This window comes from Massilia sp. TWR1-2-2, from assembly GCF_049897565.1.
Lineage (GTDB): Bacteria > Pseudomonadota > Gammaproteobacteria > Burkholderiales > Burkholderiaceae_D > JAFCUW01.
This window is the reverse complement of sequence record NZ_JAFCWM010000014.1, coordinates 97,858-111,775: the sequence shown is the minus strand read 5'-3', so window position 1 is coordinate 111,775 and position 13,918 is coordinate 97,858. Positions and strand designations below refer to the sequence as shown.

Here is a 13,918-nt window from a genome sequence, read left to right as displayed (position 1 = left end):
ATAGTCGCAAAAGACTGGGTTTGTAATTCCGAATACGTTGGTCGATTTACATATCAACGCACCACGCAGATAGCATGGGCGCCTGAGACACGATTAAAGCATTGGTAATACATTGGAACAGAGCTCGCTTCGGCGGGCTTTTTTTTATGGCTGAACGGTTTGTGCGCGCGCTCGGCGGCGGTGATGTTAAAGTCGCCACTGATTCCACTTAGCAAAGTAGCCATGAAACCCTTCCGCGGCATTGTCTTCGACCTGTACGGTACTTTGTACGATGTCCATTCCGTCGCCGGCATTTGCGACCAGGCGTTTCCCGGCAAGGGCGCCGCGATCTCTCAGTTGTGGCGCCAGAAGCAGCTCGAATACACGTGGTTGCGCAGCCTGATGGACCGCTACGTCAACTTCGAAGCGCTGACCGACGACGCGCTGCGCTTCACCTGTACCGCGCTGGGCTTGACATTGGAAGAAGACATGGCGCGCGTACTGGGCGACCTGTATTTGCAGTTGCTGCCGCACGAGGAAATGCCGGCGACGCTGCACCGCCTGAAAGATGCTGGCATCCCTTTGGGAATTATCTCGAACGGATCGCACAAGTCGATCGCCCAGGTGGTGAACAATTCGAGCATGGGCTGGGCCTTCGACGAGCTGATCAGCGTGGAGGATGTGCAGGTGTTCAAGCCGCATCCGAAAGTGTACGAACTGGCCGAGCGGCGCATGGGGCATTCGCGCGAGCACATTTTGTTCGTCTCGGCCAACGGCTGGGATGCCAGCGGCGCCAGCCTGTTCGGCTATCCGACGTGCTGGGTCAAGCGCACGCTCGGCGCCTTCGACGTGCTGGGCGCGACGCCCACGGTGGTGACGGAGAACCTGACCGCGATGGCGGACTGGGTACTGGAGGATTGGGACGGGATTCCAGAGATTTCCGAAGGGGATGCAACAGCGGACGCGGCATCACCGTCCTGAGTCCTTACTTCCTGCTTCGCTCGATATTGGGCAACAGGACAGTCAGCATGCCCAGCAGCGGCAGGAAAGAACAGATCTGGTAGACGAAGGCGATGCCGTAGACGTCCGCCATTTTCCCCATCGCCGCAGCGCCAATGCCGCTGATGCCGAACATCAGGCCGAAGAAGATGCCGGCGATCATGCCCACGTTGCCGGGCACCAGTTCTTGCGCAAACACCACGATCGCCGAGAAGGCCGAAGAGATCACGAAGCCGATGATCACGGTCAGTGCCGCGGTCCAGAACAAGTTGGCATACGGCAACGCCAGGGTGAACGGCGCAGCGCCCAGGATTGAAAGCCAGATGACGCGCTTGCGCCCGATGCGGTCGCCGATCGGCCCGCCGAGGAAGGTGCCGGCCGCCACCGCGGCAAGGAACAGGAACAGGTATATCTGCGCGCTGGCAACCGGCAGCGAAAATTTCTCGATCAGGTAGAACGTGTAATAGCTGGTCAGGCTCGACATGTACAGGTACTTCGAGAATACGAGGAATGCCAGCACCACGAGCGCGCGGATAATTTGCTTGCGCGAGAGCTGAGGTCCATGGCCGGCGCCGGTCTTGCGCTGGAACGTCAGCAGGTGATTCTTGTACCAGCGGGAAACGCCATACAGCACGCTGATCGCCAGTACCGCCACCAGCGCGAACCAGGCGATATTGCCTTGGCCACGGCCGACGACGATGGCGGCCGCCAGCAGCGGGCCGAGCGCGCTGCCGGCATTGCCGCCGACCTGGAACAGCGACTGCGCAAAACCGTAGCGCGTACCGGACGCCATGCGCGCCACGCGCGACGCCTCAGGGTGGAAGGCCGACGAGCCGATGCCGATCAGCGCCGCGGCCATCAACAGGGTAGGGAAGGTGTCGACCACCGCCAGCATCAGCACGCCTAGCAAGGTGAAGCACATGCCGATCGGCAGCAGGAACGGGATCGGACGACGGTCGGTGTACAGGCCGATCCACGGTTGCAGCAGCGACGCGGTGCACTGGAACGTCAGCGTGATCAGGCCGACCTGGGTGAAGGTCAGGCTGAACTGCTCCTTGAGCATCGGGTAGATGGCCGGCAGCACTGCCTGGATCAGGTCGTTGAGCAGGTGCACGAAGGCGACTGCGCCAAGGATGCGCATGACGGTGACTGGTGCGGCGGGGGGTGGGTTTATGGCTGGGGAGAGGCTCATGAAAATCTTTAGGTGAAGCGCCGGAGCCCGTTGTGCGGACGCCGGCTAAAACCCGGGTCTGACCGAAACAGCGGGACTCGGCGTCCCCGTCAGACCCCTTTAAGCGCGCAGGCGGTAGCCGGTTTTGAAGATCCACCAGATCAGGCCCATGCAAACGGCCAGCAGGGCGATCGCCACGGTGGCGCTGAGCGCGACGCTGACGTCGGAGACGCCGTAGAAGCTCCAGCGAAAACCGCTGATCAGGTACACCACGGGGTTGAACAGCGCGACCTTTTGCCAGAACGGCGGCAACATGCTCAGCGAATAGAAACTGCCGCCGAGAAAGGACAGCGGTGTGATGATGAGCATCGGCACGATCTGGATCTTTTCGAAGCCGTCAGCCCAGATGCCGATGATGAAACCGAGCATGCTGAAGGCGACCGAGGTCAGCACCAGGAACACCAGCATCCACACCGGATGGACGATTTCGAACGGCACGAACAGGCGCGCCGTCAGCAAAATCAGCAGGCCGAGGATCACCGACTTGCTGGCAGCCGCGCCCACATAGCCGAGCACGATCTCGGTGGCGGAAATGGGCGCCGACAAGATCTCGTAGACGGTGCCGGAAAACTTCGGCATGTAGATGCCGAACGAGGCGTTGGCCACGCTCTGCGTCATCAGGGACATCATGATGAGGCCTGGCACGATGAAGGCGCCGTACGGCACGCCGTCGACCTGCACCATGCGCGAGCCGATCGCGGCGCCAAACACGACAAAATACAGCGACGTCGAAATCACCGGCGAGGCAATGCTTTGCATCAGCGTGCGCCAGGTGCGCGCCATCTCGAACATGTACAGGGAGCGGATTGCGTAAAAGTTCATGTCTGCTTACCCTACCAGGTTGACGAAGATGTCCTCGAGCGAGCTCTGGCTCGACTGCAAGTCCTTGAAGTCGATGCCGTGCTCGCCGAGCCGGCGCAGCAGGTCGGCGATGCCGGTCTGCTCGCTCTGGGCGTCGAAGGTGTAGACCAACTCGGTGCCGTCGGCCGACAGCGCCAGCGGCATGCCGGCCAGCGCCGGCGGAATCGCCGCCAGTGGGTGTTGCAGGTGCAAGGTCAGTTGCTTCTTGCCGAGCTTTTCCATCAGCGCCGACTTGTCCTCGACCAGGATGATCTCACCCTTGCGGATGACGCCGATGCGGTCGGCCATCTCTTCGGCTTCCTCGATGTAGTGGGTGGTCAGGATGATCGTCACGCCCTGGTCGCGCAAGCCGCGTACCATGTCCCACATGTCGCGCCGCAGCACGACATCGACGCCGGCGGTTGGTTCATCGAGGAACAGGATTTGCGGCTCGTGCGACAGCGCCTTGGCGATCATCACGCGCCGCTTCATGCCGCCCGACAGCGCCATGATGCGGGCGTCTTTCTTGTCCCACAGCGACAGCTGGCGCAGCAGTTTTTCGATGTGTGCCGGATTTGGCGGCTTGCCGAAGATGCCGCGCGACAGGCTCACCGTCGCCCACACGCTTTCAAAGGCGTCGGTGGCCAGTTCCTGCGGTACCAAGCCGATCTTGGCGCGCGCGGCGCGGTAGTCCTTGACGACGTCGTGGCCGTCGGCAAGGATGGTGCCGCTGGTGGGATTGACGATGCCGCAGATGGCGTTGATCAGCGTGGTCTTGCCGGCGCCGTTCGGGCCGAGCAGGGCGAAGATTTCGCCGCGGCGGATCTCGAGGTCGACCGATTTGAGGGCGCGGTAGCCGCCCGCATAGGTTTTCGAGAGTTTCTGGACTGAGATTACCGCTTGCATGCGCTTCCTTGCCAATTTATCGATGGGGTCGATTGTAGTGGAATTGGCGTTGCAAGGTTTGTAGGGGGGATTATGCAACTGGCGCAATGGCATCGGGGTCAGACCCAGGTCTGACCCCGATTGGGGTTGGTCGGCGAGTGAGTCGCTATGCCACGACAGCCGATACCGGTTCGCTCTTGACCAATGCCAACTGACGGTTCACCGCGCTGAGCACCGCCTTGAACGACGCCGTGACGATGTTGCTGTCGATGCCGGCGCCAAACAGGGTCGGCCCGTTGGCCAGGCGCAGCTCGACATAGCAGGCCGCGCGCGCGTTCGCGCCCGAGCCGATCGAGTGCTCGTGATAATCCATCAGCTTGATATCGAGCCCGAGCGCATTGACGAACGCGTCGATCGGGCCGTTACCGCCGCCTTGCAGCTGCATCCGCTGCTGGCGGTGGGTCAGGGCGATGTCGATCTGCACCGGCTCGTCGCTGCTGGTGTCCTCGACCATCTTGTGCGAGCCGTAGGCATACGGCGTGACCTGGTCGAAATACTCGCGGCAGAAAATGTCGTGGATGTCGCGCGCGGCGATCTCGCGTCCGCTGGCGTCGGCCACCGCCTGCACCGCGCGGCTGAACTCGATTTGCAAGCGGCGCGGCAACTGCAAGCCGAATTCCTGCTCGAGCAGGTACGCCATGCCGCCCTTGCCGGACTGGCTGTTGACGCGAATCACGGCGTCGTAGCTGCGGCCGAGGTCGGCCGGGTCGATCGGCAGGTACGGCACTTCCCAGATTTCATCGGCCTTCTGCTTGGCAAAACCCTTCTTGATCGCGTCCTGGTGCGAGCCGGAAAACGCCGTAAACACCAGGTCTCCGGCATACGGATGACGCGGGTGCACAGGCAACTGGTTGCATTCCTCGACGACCTGGCGCACCGCGTCGATGTCGGAGAAATCCAGGCCCGGGTGCACGCCCTGGGTGTACAGGTTCATCGCCAAGGTGACGAGGTCGACGTTGCCGGTGCGCTCGCCGTTGCCGAACAGGCAGCCTTCGACGCGGTCGGCGCCGGCCATCACGGCCAGCTCGGCCGAAGCGATCGCGGTGCCGCGGTCATTGTGCGGATGCACGCTGATGACCAGCGAATCGCGCCGCGCGAGGTTGCGGCACATCCACTCGATCTGGTCGGCATACACGTTCGGCGTGCTGCACTCGACGGTGGAGGGCAGGTTGAAGATCATCTTGTTGCCTGGCGTCGGCTGCCAGACGGCACTGACGGCGTCGCAGATGTCGCGCGAAAAATCGAGCTCGGTGGTCGAGAACGACTCCGGCGAATATTCGAAACCCCAGTCCGTTTGCGGGTGTTGCTTGACCAGATCCTTGACGAGCGCGGTGCCGGTGACGGCGATCTGGATGATCTCCTCGCGCGTCATGTTGAACACGACACGGCGGAACACCGGCGCCACGGAGTTGTAGAGGTGCACGATGGCGCGCTTGGCGCCGACCGCCGACTCCACCGTGCGGCGGATCAGTTCGTCGCGCGACTGGGTCAGCACGATGATGGTGACGTCGTCCGGGATGCGGTTTTCATCGACGAGCTTGCGGACGAAGTCGAAGTCGGTCTGCGACGCCGACGGGAAGCCGACTTCGATTTCCTTGACGCCGATCTTGACCAGCGTCTCGAAGAAACGCAGCTTCTTTTCCGGGCTCATCGGCTCGATCAGCGCCTGGTTGCCGTCGCGCAGGTCGGTGCTCATCCAGATTGGCGGGTGAGTAATGGCGCGGTCCGGCCAGGTGCGGTCAAGCAATTGGACGGGCGGGAAAGCGCGGTATTTGGCGGCTGGATTCTGCAACATCATGGGGTGCTCCTGATTCGAATGGGAAATGGCCGGGGTCGGCACGGTGTGGCTGCGGGTTGCCGGGCGGCCACGTTTCGCTAGGCCAGGCAACCGGTCGGTAGCGATAGCAGCAGTAGCGCAAGCGCGGCAGCACCGCCGGCCATCGATGGCGGGGTCGGCATGGCGAACATTGCGGATTGAGCGGTAGAAAACATCGTGGGCCTAACTTTCCTGGGTATTACCAACGCCTGGGCGGGTTGCCGGGCGGCGCACTGCGGGTGGATTACGCGCGTGCAGCTAGTAGCGTCGCTAGCGATCGTGCGCTAGCGAGCGGTAGGGAAGTGGACAGATGCAAGGGGAAAGACATGGACTTACTGTAAGGGACACGGCGCCGCCTTGTCAAGCCTCGCGTTGCGAGGGTGTGCAATTCGTGACCGCCGTCACACGACGCTATAACGACATAGTCGACGAATTGCTATAACGGCGGGGCCTGGTCTGGATACGCCAGGTCGATGTCCTTGATGATGGCATTGCCGCCATCGACGATGCTCTGGAAACGCTTGTGGACCTTGGGATGCGTCGCGATCAGCCGCAGGTGTCGCTTGCCGGCGGCGGAGGTGGCGGCGCCAGGAAGTTGTTCAACGGCAGGTAGCTGTAGGCTTCGTTGAACTTTTCGCCGTCCGGCGGTTCTTTCGGGGCGCGCACCGCCAGGTAGGCGTAACGCTGGTCCGACGCCCGGTGAAATGCGACGATCTGATTGATCTGCGCCTGGTCGCTCTGATGTCGCGCTTCAGGCCGAGCAGGAAGGTTTTGACCGTCGTTTGCTCGTGCCGGTGCTCGCCGACCGAGTGCAGCCAGATGCTCAGGCTTACTGCGAAGACGATATTGAAAATTTCCAGCAGCGTCGCGGGCGCCTGGTGTCGGAAGCGATGCGCGGCGGTCAGATTCCCCCAAATTTGGTGTGCTGTGCTATTTCCTGGTCTGCCATATGCGCCTTGGTATGGAGGGTATTAAATTAATTGCGTCGCGTTATAACCATCTGTTTTGTTTCGGCAATGGAAAAGTTGAGCCGCCGGGCTAATCCTTGCCAGACTTCAACGGTTACGGTGAAATCCTTATAAAATCAGGGACTTGACTCAACGATAATTCACTCGGAGGACACCTCCAGCATGCCCCATAACATCAGCTTGATCACCACTTTTGCTGCCGCCCTGGGTTTCGGCCTGCTGTTCGGCATGCTCGCGCTGAAGCTGCGCCTGCCCGCACTGGTCGGCTACCTGGCCGCCGGCGTGCTGATCGGGCCGGCCACGCCGGGCTTCGTTGCCGATGCGGCCATCGCGGCCCAGCTGGCCGAAATTGGCGTCATGTTGCTGATGTTCGGCGTCGGATTGCATTTTTCCATCAAGGACCTGGTGGAGGTGAAGCGCGTCGCGCTGCCCGGGGCGGTGTTGCAGATTGCGGTGGCAACGGTGATGGGTGTCGGGCTGGCGCATTGGTGGGGCTGGAGCCTGGGCGCCGGCCTGGTGTTCGGCCTGGCGTTGTCGGTGGCCAGCACCGTCGTGTTGCTGCGCGCGTTGGAAGATCGCGGCATTCTCGATTCGTTGAACGGGCGCATCGCGGTCGGCTGGCTGGTGGTGGAAGACCTGGTCACCGTGCTGGTGCTGGTGTTGTTGCCGGCAGTGGCCGGTTCGCTCGGCGGCGCCGGCGCCGAGACCAACCGGCCGCTGTGGCAGACGCTGGCGATCACGTTCGGCCAGGTCGGCGCTTTCGTCGCCTTGATGCTGCTCGTCGGCCGCAAGCTGTTTCCGTGGCTGCTGTGGCACGTGGCCAAGACCGGCTCGCGCGAAATGTTCACGCTGTGCGTGATCGCCGCGGCGGTCGGCATCGCATACGGCTCGTCCGAAATCTTCGGCGTGTCGTTCGCGCTGGGTGCCTTCTTCGCCGGCATGGTGCTGCGCGAGTCCGAGCTGAGCCACCGCGCCGCCGAAGAATCGCTGCCGCTGCGCGATGCGTTTTCCGTGCTGTTCTTCGTCTCGGTCGGCATGCTGTTCGATCCAATGGTCATTCTGGAAAGCCCGCTGCAGCTGCTGGCAGTGGTGGCCGTCATCATCTTCGGCAAGTCGCTCGCCGCGTTCGCCCTGGTGCTGATGCTGCGCTACCCGCTGAACACGGCGCTGACGGTGTCGGCGAGCCTGGCGCAGATCGGCGAATTCTCGTTTATCCTGGCCGCCATGGGCATGCAGCTCAAGCTGCTGCCGGCCGAAGGGCAAAGCCTGATCCTGGCCGGCGCTATCATTTCGATCGCCGTCAATCCGCTGCTGTTCAAGGCCGTCGAGCCGCTGCAAAAGTGGATCCGCTCCAAGTCCGAGCTGGCGCGGTGCATGGAACGCGCCGAAGACCCGCTCGCCGAGCTGCCGATGAGCACCGATCACGCCAAGCTGAGCGGACAGGTGGTGCTGGTCGGCTACGGCCGCGTCGGCCGGCGCATCGCGCACGCCCTGACCAACCAGGGCGTGCACTTCGTCGTGGCCGAGCACAACCGCGAGCTGGTCGAGGAACTGCGCAAGCAGGGCATTCCGGCAGTGGCGGGCGATGCCGGCGAGCCGGCGGTGCTGATCGAGGCGCACATCGCGCGCGCCTCAATGCTGGTGGTGGCCACGCCGGACACGTTTCGCGTGCGCGCGATGATCGAGACGGCGCGCGCGCTCAATCCGGCAATCAAGACGGTGCTGCGCACGCATAGCGAAAATGAGGCTGAGCTGCTGCGCGGCGAGCACGCGGGGAAGGTGTTTGTCGGCGAGCACGAGCTGGCAAACAGCATGACGCAGTATGTGTTGCGCAACCTGAGCGAGGCGGAAGCCAAACCGCATTAGATGAAATTGGTGCTTGGGACGGGGCCGCGTGGGTTCTTTCGGCCTAGCGCCGCTTCAGACACGCACCGGCTAAACTCTTGGACTGTTCCCTATCCGTTGCTGTAACTGCAACCGAATTCGCGCGCAGCAGCGGAAATGGATTAATCGCACCGCCAATGTCGTACACGCCGTAGTGCAGGTGCGGCAGCGTGCCCTTTGCATTGCCAGTGTCGCCAACGTAACCCAGCACCCGGCCAGCCTCGATGCGCATGCCGACTTCCACGTCTTCCGCATAGCCATCGAGGTGGGCGTAGTAATGACGCTGGCGGCCCGGACCCATGACCCACACCACCAGACCGCCAAGCCGGTTGGTACCGACCTGCATGACGATGCCTTCGGTACTCGATATCACGAGGGTGCCGCGCTTGGCGAAAATGTCGATGCCCTGGTGCTTGCGACCTTCACTGCGGGCGCCGTTCCAGGTGTCGCGAAGCGCGCGCGTTTTTACGCCTTCGACCGGCACCGGCAGTGCCTCCGGCTTGGGCATCGCGGCTAGGCGCATCGTGTACAGCGCCCGGTCGATGGTCGGCTCCAGAAAAATGTAGCCCACCGTCAGCACGACGGCAACCACGAGGGCGCGTAGAAAAAATCGCATGTCGGTTCCGTTGTAGCGCAGGGATATCATCAGATGGGGACGCATTGGGCCTCGTGAAAGCCCTTAAACCCATTGGCCAAGGATATCAACCGCTCGGCGCCTTGTGCATCATGTATGACGTTGGCGCATGCTTCTAGCGCTTTAGCTGCGGAGCGCCGGTGATGCCAGGTCGTCGAATGGTTTTCGAGTTCATCAAGAACTTTACCCGCTAGCCAGGACGGCAAGAGTTCATTGTGTCTGTTCCAAACCGACGAGAAGCCGGCGCACCTGCACTTGGCGTTTGTCGCCGACACTCGCCAGCAAGTCGACGCATTCTATCGCGCGGTGCTAGAGGCGGGCGGCCAGGACAATGGCGCCCCTGGCCTGCGTCCGCAATTCCACGCGAACCATTATGCCGCTTTCCTCATTGGCCCTGACGAGCATAACATCGAAGTGGTTTGCCACAGTCATGAGGCCACGACCTGAACGGCGCGTTATAAGGCGCGCCGCGCTCAGTAAATAACTCAGCGGCTCAGCTTGAACACCTGAACCACGGTCGATAGCTCATCGGCGCGGCGGTGCACGTTCTCGGCCGCCGCGGCCGCTTCCTCGACCAGCGCGGCGTTCTGCTGGGTCATGTCGTCGAGATTGCCGATCGACTGATTCAGTTCGTCGATGACGAGGCTCTGGCTGCGGCTGTCGCCGCTCATTTCGGCCATGATGCCGGCCACGCTGCTGACCGAGTTAAGCAAGCTCGTCATCGCGGCGCCGGCCTGGTCGGCCAGCTTGCTGCCGCCGTCGACCTCGGCGACCGACACGCCGATGACGGCGCCGATATCGCGCGCGGCCGTGGCGCTGCGCTGCGCCAGCGCGCGCACCTCGGATGCCACCACCGCGAAGCCGCGGCCGTGTTCGCCGGCGCGCGCCGCTTCGACCGCGGCGTTAAGGGCCAGCAGGTTGGTCTGGAACGCGATGGCCTCGATGGTGCCGATCATGTCGGCGATCTTCGACGATGCCTGGCGGATCGCCGTCATCTTGCCCACCACCTCGGCGACCGCCTTGCCGCCGGCCGCCGCCTCGTCGGAGGCCGACGTCGACAATGTCGTCACGTGGGCCGAGCGCTCGGCGTTGGCGCGGCCTGCCGCCACGATGGTTTCCACGTTGGCGGCGATTTCTTCCAGCGAGGCCGCCTGGGTTTCGGTGCGCGTGGCCAGGTCGGCGTTGCCGGAGGCGATCTCGCGGGTGGCGATGGTGATGCTGTCGGAACCGTTGCGCACCTTGCCGACCAGGTCGGCAAGGCCCTGGCTGACGCTATTCATCGCCTGCATCAGCTGGCCGATCTCATCGCGGCGCGCCACGTGCATCTGCGCGGAAAGGTCGCCCGATGCCATTTGCGTGGCTGCCTCGCGGGCAACGGTTAACGGCTGGGTCACCAGGCGCCGCATGCATTGGTCGATGACGGCGCCGAGCACCACCAGGGAGCCCAGCAGGCCGAGCAGGTAGCGCCAGCGCAGCCCGGTGATGTCGGCCGCAGGTGCGTGCGCGCTCAAGCCCCAGATGCCGGCCGCGCCGGCAGTGCCAGCCACCAGTACCGCCAGCAGCGCCAGCTTGAGCGAAATGGCCATCTGCCGGTGGTTGCCAACGTCGATGCCAACGTACAGCACGCCGATCACGGCGCCGCTGCTGTCGAAAATCGGGTCGTAATGGGTCATGTACTGCTTGCCGAACAGTGTTGCGTAGCCGACATACGAGCGGCCTGCCAGCAGTTGCTTGTAGCCGGGATGGGCGCGGTCGAGCGGCGTGCCCAGAGGGCGTTCGCCGTTCTGGCGCTTTAGCGACGTGGTCACGCGCACGAAGTCCTGCCCGATCCTGACGAAGAACGTCGAGGTGGCGCCGGTTTTGCCCAGGAACGCGTCGGGCAGCGCGAAGTCGAGGTTCAGGATCGTCGTGCCGCTGCGAAGCACCGGGGTCGGCGTGCCGTTGATGGCGACGGTGGCCGCGTGATCGACCGTGATGGCGCCCGGCAGTTGTGTGTGCAATTGTGTCGCGAGCGCATTGATCTGCGCCTTGAGCGGCCTTAAAACCATCATCCTGTCATCTCCGAACGTTTCTGTTTGTTAAGCCAGCTTTTCGTTCGATCTTACCGCAAGGCATCGAAGAATTGCACTTGATAAACAAATATGCGCCCGGCATGACACGGTTGACGTTGGACAGTTCACCAGAGACTGGCGTAATTACACATTTGCCTGCCAAGAAACTGCGCGAAACGCGATCTTCAGGCTTCGGCGTCGCAGACCCGGTCGCGTCCGGCGGACTTGGCCTGGTACAGGCGCCGGTCGATGCGGTCCATGAATACGCCGGGATCGTCCTGGCTGCCGGGCACGATGGTGCCGACCCCCATGCTGACGGTCACCAGGCGGCCAACGCCGGAACGTGCGTGCGGAATGGCGCCTTGACCGAGCAGCTTGCGGCAGCGTTCGGCCACGTTGCGCGCCGCTTCCTCGTCGGTGGCTGGCAGCAGCAGCACGAATTCTTCGCCGCCGAGGCGGGCGCACAAGTCGCGCGAACGCGACGCGCCTGCGTCGAGCGCCTGGGCCACGCGGCGCAGGCACTCATCGCCCTCCATGTGGCCGTAATGGTCGTTGTACTGCTTGAAGTAGTCGATATCGATGACCACGATCGACAGCGGCTCGGCGGTGGCGCGCGCCTTTGCCCACTCGACCGGGTACAGCGTGTCGAACATGCGGCGGTTGGCCACGTTGGTCAGGCTGTCGCGGTACGACAGCACCTCCAGTTCGCGTTGCAACTGCAGGATCTTGTCTTCGTTGTTCTTGCGCGCGGTAATGTCGAACATGAAGCCGACCAGCGAATCGACGCTGCCATCCTTGCCACGCACCACATGGACGACGTCGCGGATCCAGACATGGTCGCCATCGCGCGTCAGGGCGCGGTAGTCGGCCTCGTGGTCGACGCCTTGCTGCGATTGCGCAACGCAGAAATCGACCGTTTTCTGGCGGTCTTCTTCATGGATGCGGTCGGCCCAATCGTTGACGGACAGCCAGCTGGACGGGCTCCAGCCGAGCAGCTCTTCAATCTGCGGGCCGATGTAGGTGAAGCGCATCGTGGCCCATTCGATTCGCCAAGGAATCGCGCGGGTCGATTCGAGCAAGGTGCGGTAGACGCCGGGATCGTCACCGGCGAGAAAGCTGGGGCTGGTCGGTGGTGTGGTCATGAGAAAGGGTTGGAAGTGCAATAATAACTTGTTGTAAAATAGCAACACCGTAGACGTGCACCCTTGACTTTGCTACTATTCGTTGCTAAGAATCAAATATCCGAAAGGGCCGATCAATGGACACCGATACGATCAAGCTAGTGATCTTCATCCTGTATCTGACCTTGCTCGTCGCTGTCGGGCTGATCTGGTACAGACTCAAGCACACACCGAATGGCGAAGGGTTTCACAAGGTGCGCGCGGAAGGTGGGTACATGCCGCACGGTCCCGACGATATCGAAACCGAACCGCGGCCACATTCGCGCGTGCGGTTGCGGAGCCGCAAGCGCCGCGCCTAGCAGTTCGTTGCGCACTCAACCGAAGTAATTCAACCCGAGCGCCGCTTTCACTTCCGACAGCGTCTGCGCTGCCGCTTCGCGCGCCTTGTCGGTGCCGCGTTTGATGACGTTGAGCATCTCGCCGCGATCCCTGGCTAGCCGCTCGCGCTCGCTGCGAATCGGCGCCAGCACTTCCTGCAGCCGCTCGTTGAGCATCTTCTTCAGCACGCTGTCGCCCAGGCCGCCGCGGCGGTAGTGCGCCTTCAACTCGTCGAGCTTGACGCTGTCCGGCTCGAACACGTCGAGGAACGAGAACACGACGTTGCCCTCGACCTGGCCCGGATCGCCCACGCGCAGGTGGTTCGGATCGGTATACATCATCTTGATCGCCTTGTTGATCTCGTCCGGAGTAGCGCCGAGCGCGATCGAATTGCCGAGCGACTTGCTCATCTTGGCCTTGCCGTCGATGCCGGGCAGGCGCGTCACGGCCGACAGCACCGCCTTGCATTCGACCAGCACCTGGCGGTCGACTGTGGCGTTGAATTTGCGCACCAGCTCGTTGGTCTGCTCGATCATCGGCAGCTGGTCGTCGCCGACCGGCACCAGGGTCGCCTTGAAGGCGGTGATGTCGGCCGCCTGGCTGACGGGGTAGACCAGGAAGCCGGCGGGAATGTCGCGCTCGAAGCCGCGCAGCACGATTTCCTGCTTGATGGTGGGATTGCGCTCGAGGCGCGCCACCGTCACCAGGTTCATCAGGTACTGGGTCAGCTCGGCCAGTTCGATTACCTGCGACTGGATGAAGATGGTCGACTTCTCGGGATCGATGCCGGCGGCCAGGTAGTCAAGCGCGACTTCGATGACGTTGTCGGTCACTTTCTGGTGCTTGCCGACGTTGTCGGTCATGGCCTGGGCATCGGCCAGCAGCAGATATTGCTTCGCTTCGTGCTGCAGCTGGACGCGCGCGCGCAGCGAGCCGAGGTAGTGGCCGAGGTGCAGCGGGCCGGTAGGGCGGTCGCCGGTGAGGATGATCGGTTGCGGGCAAGCGTTGGACATCGTGACTCCGAGTAAGGGCCTGGATGTCGCCGGTGTTGCGTGCATGCCGTAGAAACAAC

General features: G+C 62.8%; 13 protein-coding genes and 1 pseudogene. 4 read left to right on the top strand and 10 right to left on the bottom strand.

Features of this window, described 5'->3' with window-relative positions; genetic code table 11:
- Positions 1–53 precede the first annotated feature (53 nt).
- Positions 54–224 carry a hypothetical protein gene (locus ACP7DD_RS15130; RefSeq protein WP_426175649.1) on the bottom strand — a complete coding sequence of 57 codons (171 nt, stop codon included), beginning with the start codon at positions 222–224 and terminating at the stop codon, positions 54–56.
- Here ACP7DD_RS15130 and ACP7DD_RS15125 point away from each other — a divergent pair.
- Positions 223–960, top strand: coding sequence for a haloacid dehalogenase type II (locus ACP7DD_RS15125; RefSeq protein WP_426175648.1), 738 nt, complete (start codon positions 223–225; stop codon positions 958–960). The two genes, ACP7DD_RS15130 and ACP7DD_RS15125, sit on opposite strands and share 2 nt — an antisense overlap.
- A 4-nt stretch (positions 961–964) precedes the next feature.
- On the opposite strand, the gene ACP7DD_RS15120 is transcribed toward ACP7DD_RS15125, so the two are convergent.
- From ACP7DD_RS15120 to ACP7DD_RS15100, 5 genes are all read right to left on the bottom strand, one after another.
- The gene (locus tag ACP7DD_RS15120) at positions 965–2,119 is read right to left on the bottom strand and encodes an MFS transporter (RefSeq protein ID WP_426175647.1); all 1,155 of its coding nucleotides are present in this window, start codon (positions 2,117–2,119) and stop codon (positions 965–967) included.
- A gap of 150 nt (positions 2,120–2,269) precedes the next feature.
- Positions 2,270–3,031, bottom strand: a complete 762-nt coding sequence (locus ACP7DD_RS15115) for an ABC transporter permease (RefSeq protein ID WP_426175646.1) — start codon at positions 3,029–3,031, stop codon at positions 2,270–2,272.
- A gap of 6 nt (positions 3,032–3,037) precedes the next feature.
- Complete coding sequence (locus tag ACP7DD_RS15110) at positions 3,038–3,955, bottom strand: ABC transporter ATP-binding protein (protein WP_426175645.1); 918 nt, start codon at positions 3,953–3,955, stop codon at positions 3,038–3,040.
- Positions 3,956–4,100: 145 nt separating this feature from the next.
- Positions 4,101–5,792, bottom strand: coding sequence for a 2-isopropylmalate synthase (gene leuA / locus ACP7DD_RS15105; protein WP_426175644.1), 1,692 nt, complete (start codon positions 5,790–5,792; stop codon positions 4,101–4,103).
- Between the two features lie 564 nt (positions 5,793–6,356).
- On the bottom strand, positions 6,357–6,725 hold the full coding sequence (locus ACP7DD_RS15100; RefSeq protein WP_426175643.1) for a hypothetical protein: 369 nt from the start codon (positions 6,723–6,725) through the stop codon (positions 6,357–6,359).
- Between the two features lie 215 nt (positions 6,726–6,940).
- Here ACP7DD_RS15100 and ybaL point away from each other — a divergent pair, with 215 nt between their 5' ends.
- On the top strand, positions 6,941–8,644 hold the full coding sequence (gene ybaL, locus ACP7DD_RS15095) for a YbaL family putative K(+) efflux transporter (RefSeq protein WP_426175642.1): 1,704 nt from the start codon (positions 6,941–6,943) through the stop codon (positions 8,642–8,644).
- 43 nt (positions 8,645–8,687) lie between these two features.
- Here ybaL and ACP7DD_RS15090 read toward each other — a convergent pair whose 3' ends face one another.
- On the bottom strand, positions 8,688–9,278 hold the full coding sequence (locus tag ACP7DD_RS15090; protein ID WP_426175706.1) for a M23 family metallopeptidase: 591 nt from the start codon (positions 9,276–9,278) through the stop codon (positions 8,688–8,690).
- 210 nt (positions 9,279–9,488) lie between these two features.
- Between ACP7DD_RS15090 and ACP7DD_RS15085 the strand changes: the two are divergent.
- Positions 9,489–9,743: pseudogene (locus ACP7DD_RS15085) on the top strand (VOC family protein); the annotation flags it as partial.
- 38 nt (positions 9,744–9,781) lie between these two features.
- On the opposite strand, the gene ACP7DD_RS15080 reads toward ACP7DD_RS15085, so the two are convergent.
- Both ACP7DD_RS15080 and ACP7DD_RS15075 read right to left on the bottom strand, forming a co-directional pair.
- Positions 9,782–11,347, bottom strand: a complete 1,566-nt coding sequence (locus ACP7DD_RS15080) for a methyl-accepting chemotaxis protein (RefSeq protein ID WP_426175641.1) — start codon at positions 11,345–11,347, stop codon at positions 9,782–9,784.
- Positions 11,348–11,532: 185 nt separating this feature from the next.
- Positions 11,533–12,489, bottom strand: coding sequence for a sensor domain-containing diguanylate cyclase (locus tag ACP7DD_RS15075; protein ID WP_426175640.1), 957 nt, complete (start codon positions 12,487–12,489; stop codon positions 11,533–11,535).
- 116 nt (positions 12,490–12,605) lie between these two features.
- On the opposite strand from ACP7DD_RS15075, the gene ACP7DD_RS15070 reads away from it, so the two are divergent.
- Entirely contained in the window at positions 12,606–12,827 is a 222-nt protein-coding gene (locus tag ACP7DD_RS15070; RefSeq protein ID WP_426175639.1) for a hypothetical protein, read from the top strand.
- A gap of 15 nt (positions 12,828–12,842) precedes the next feature.
- On the opposite strand, the gene trpS is transcribed toward ACP7DD_RS15070, so the two are convergent.
- Positions 12,843–13,859, bottom strand: coding sequence for a tryptophan--tRNA ligase (trpS, locus tag ACP7DD_RS15065; protein WP_426175638.1), 1,017 nt, complete (start codon positions 13,857–13,859; stop codon positions 12,843–12,845).
- Between the last annotated feature and the right edge of the window lie 59 nt (positions 13,860–13,918).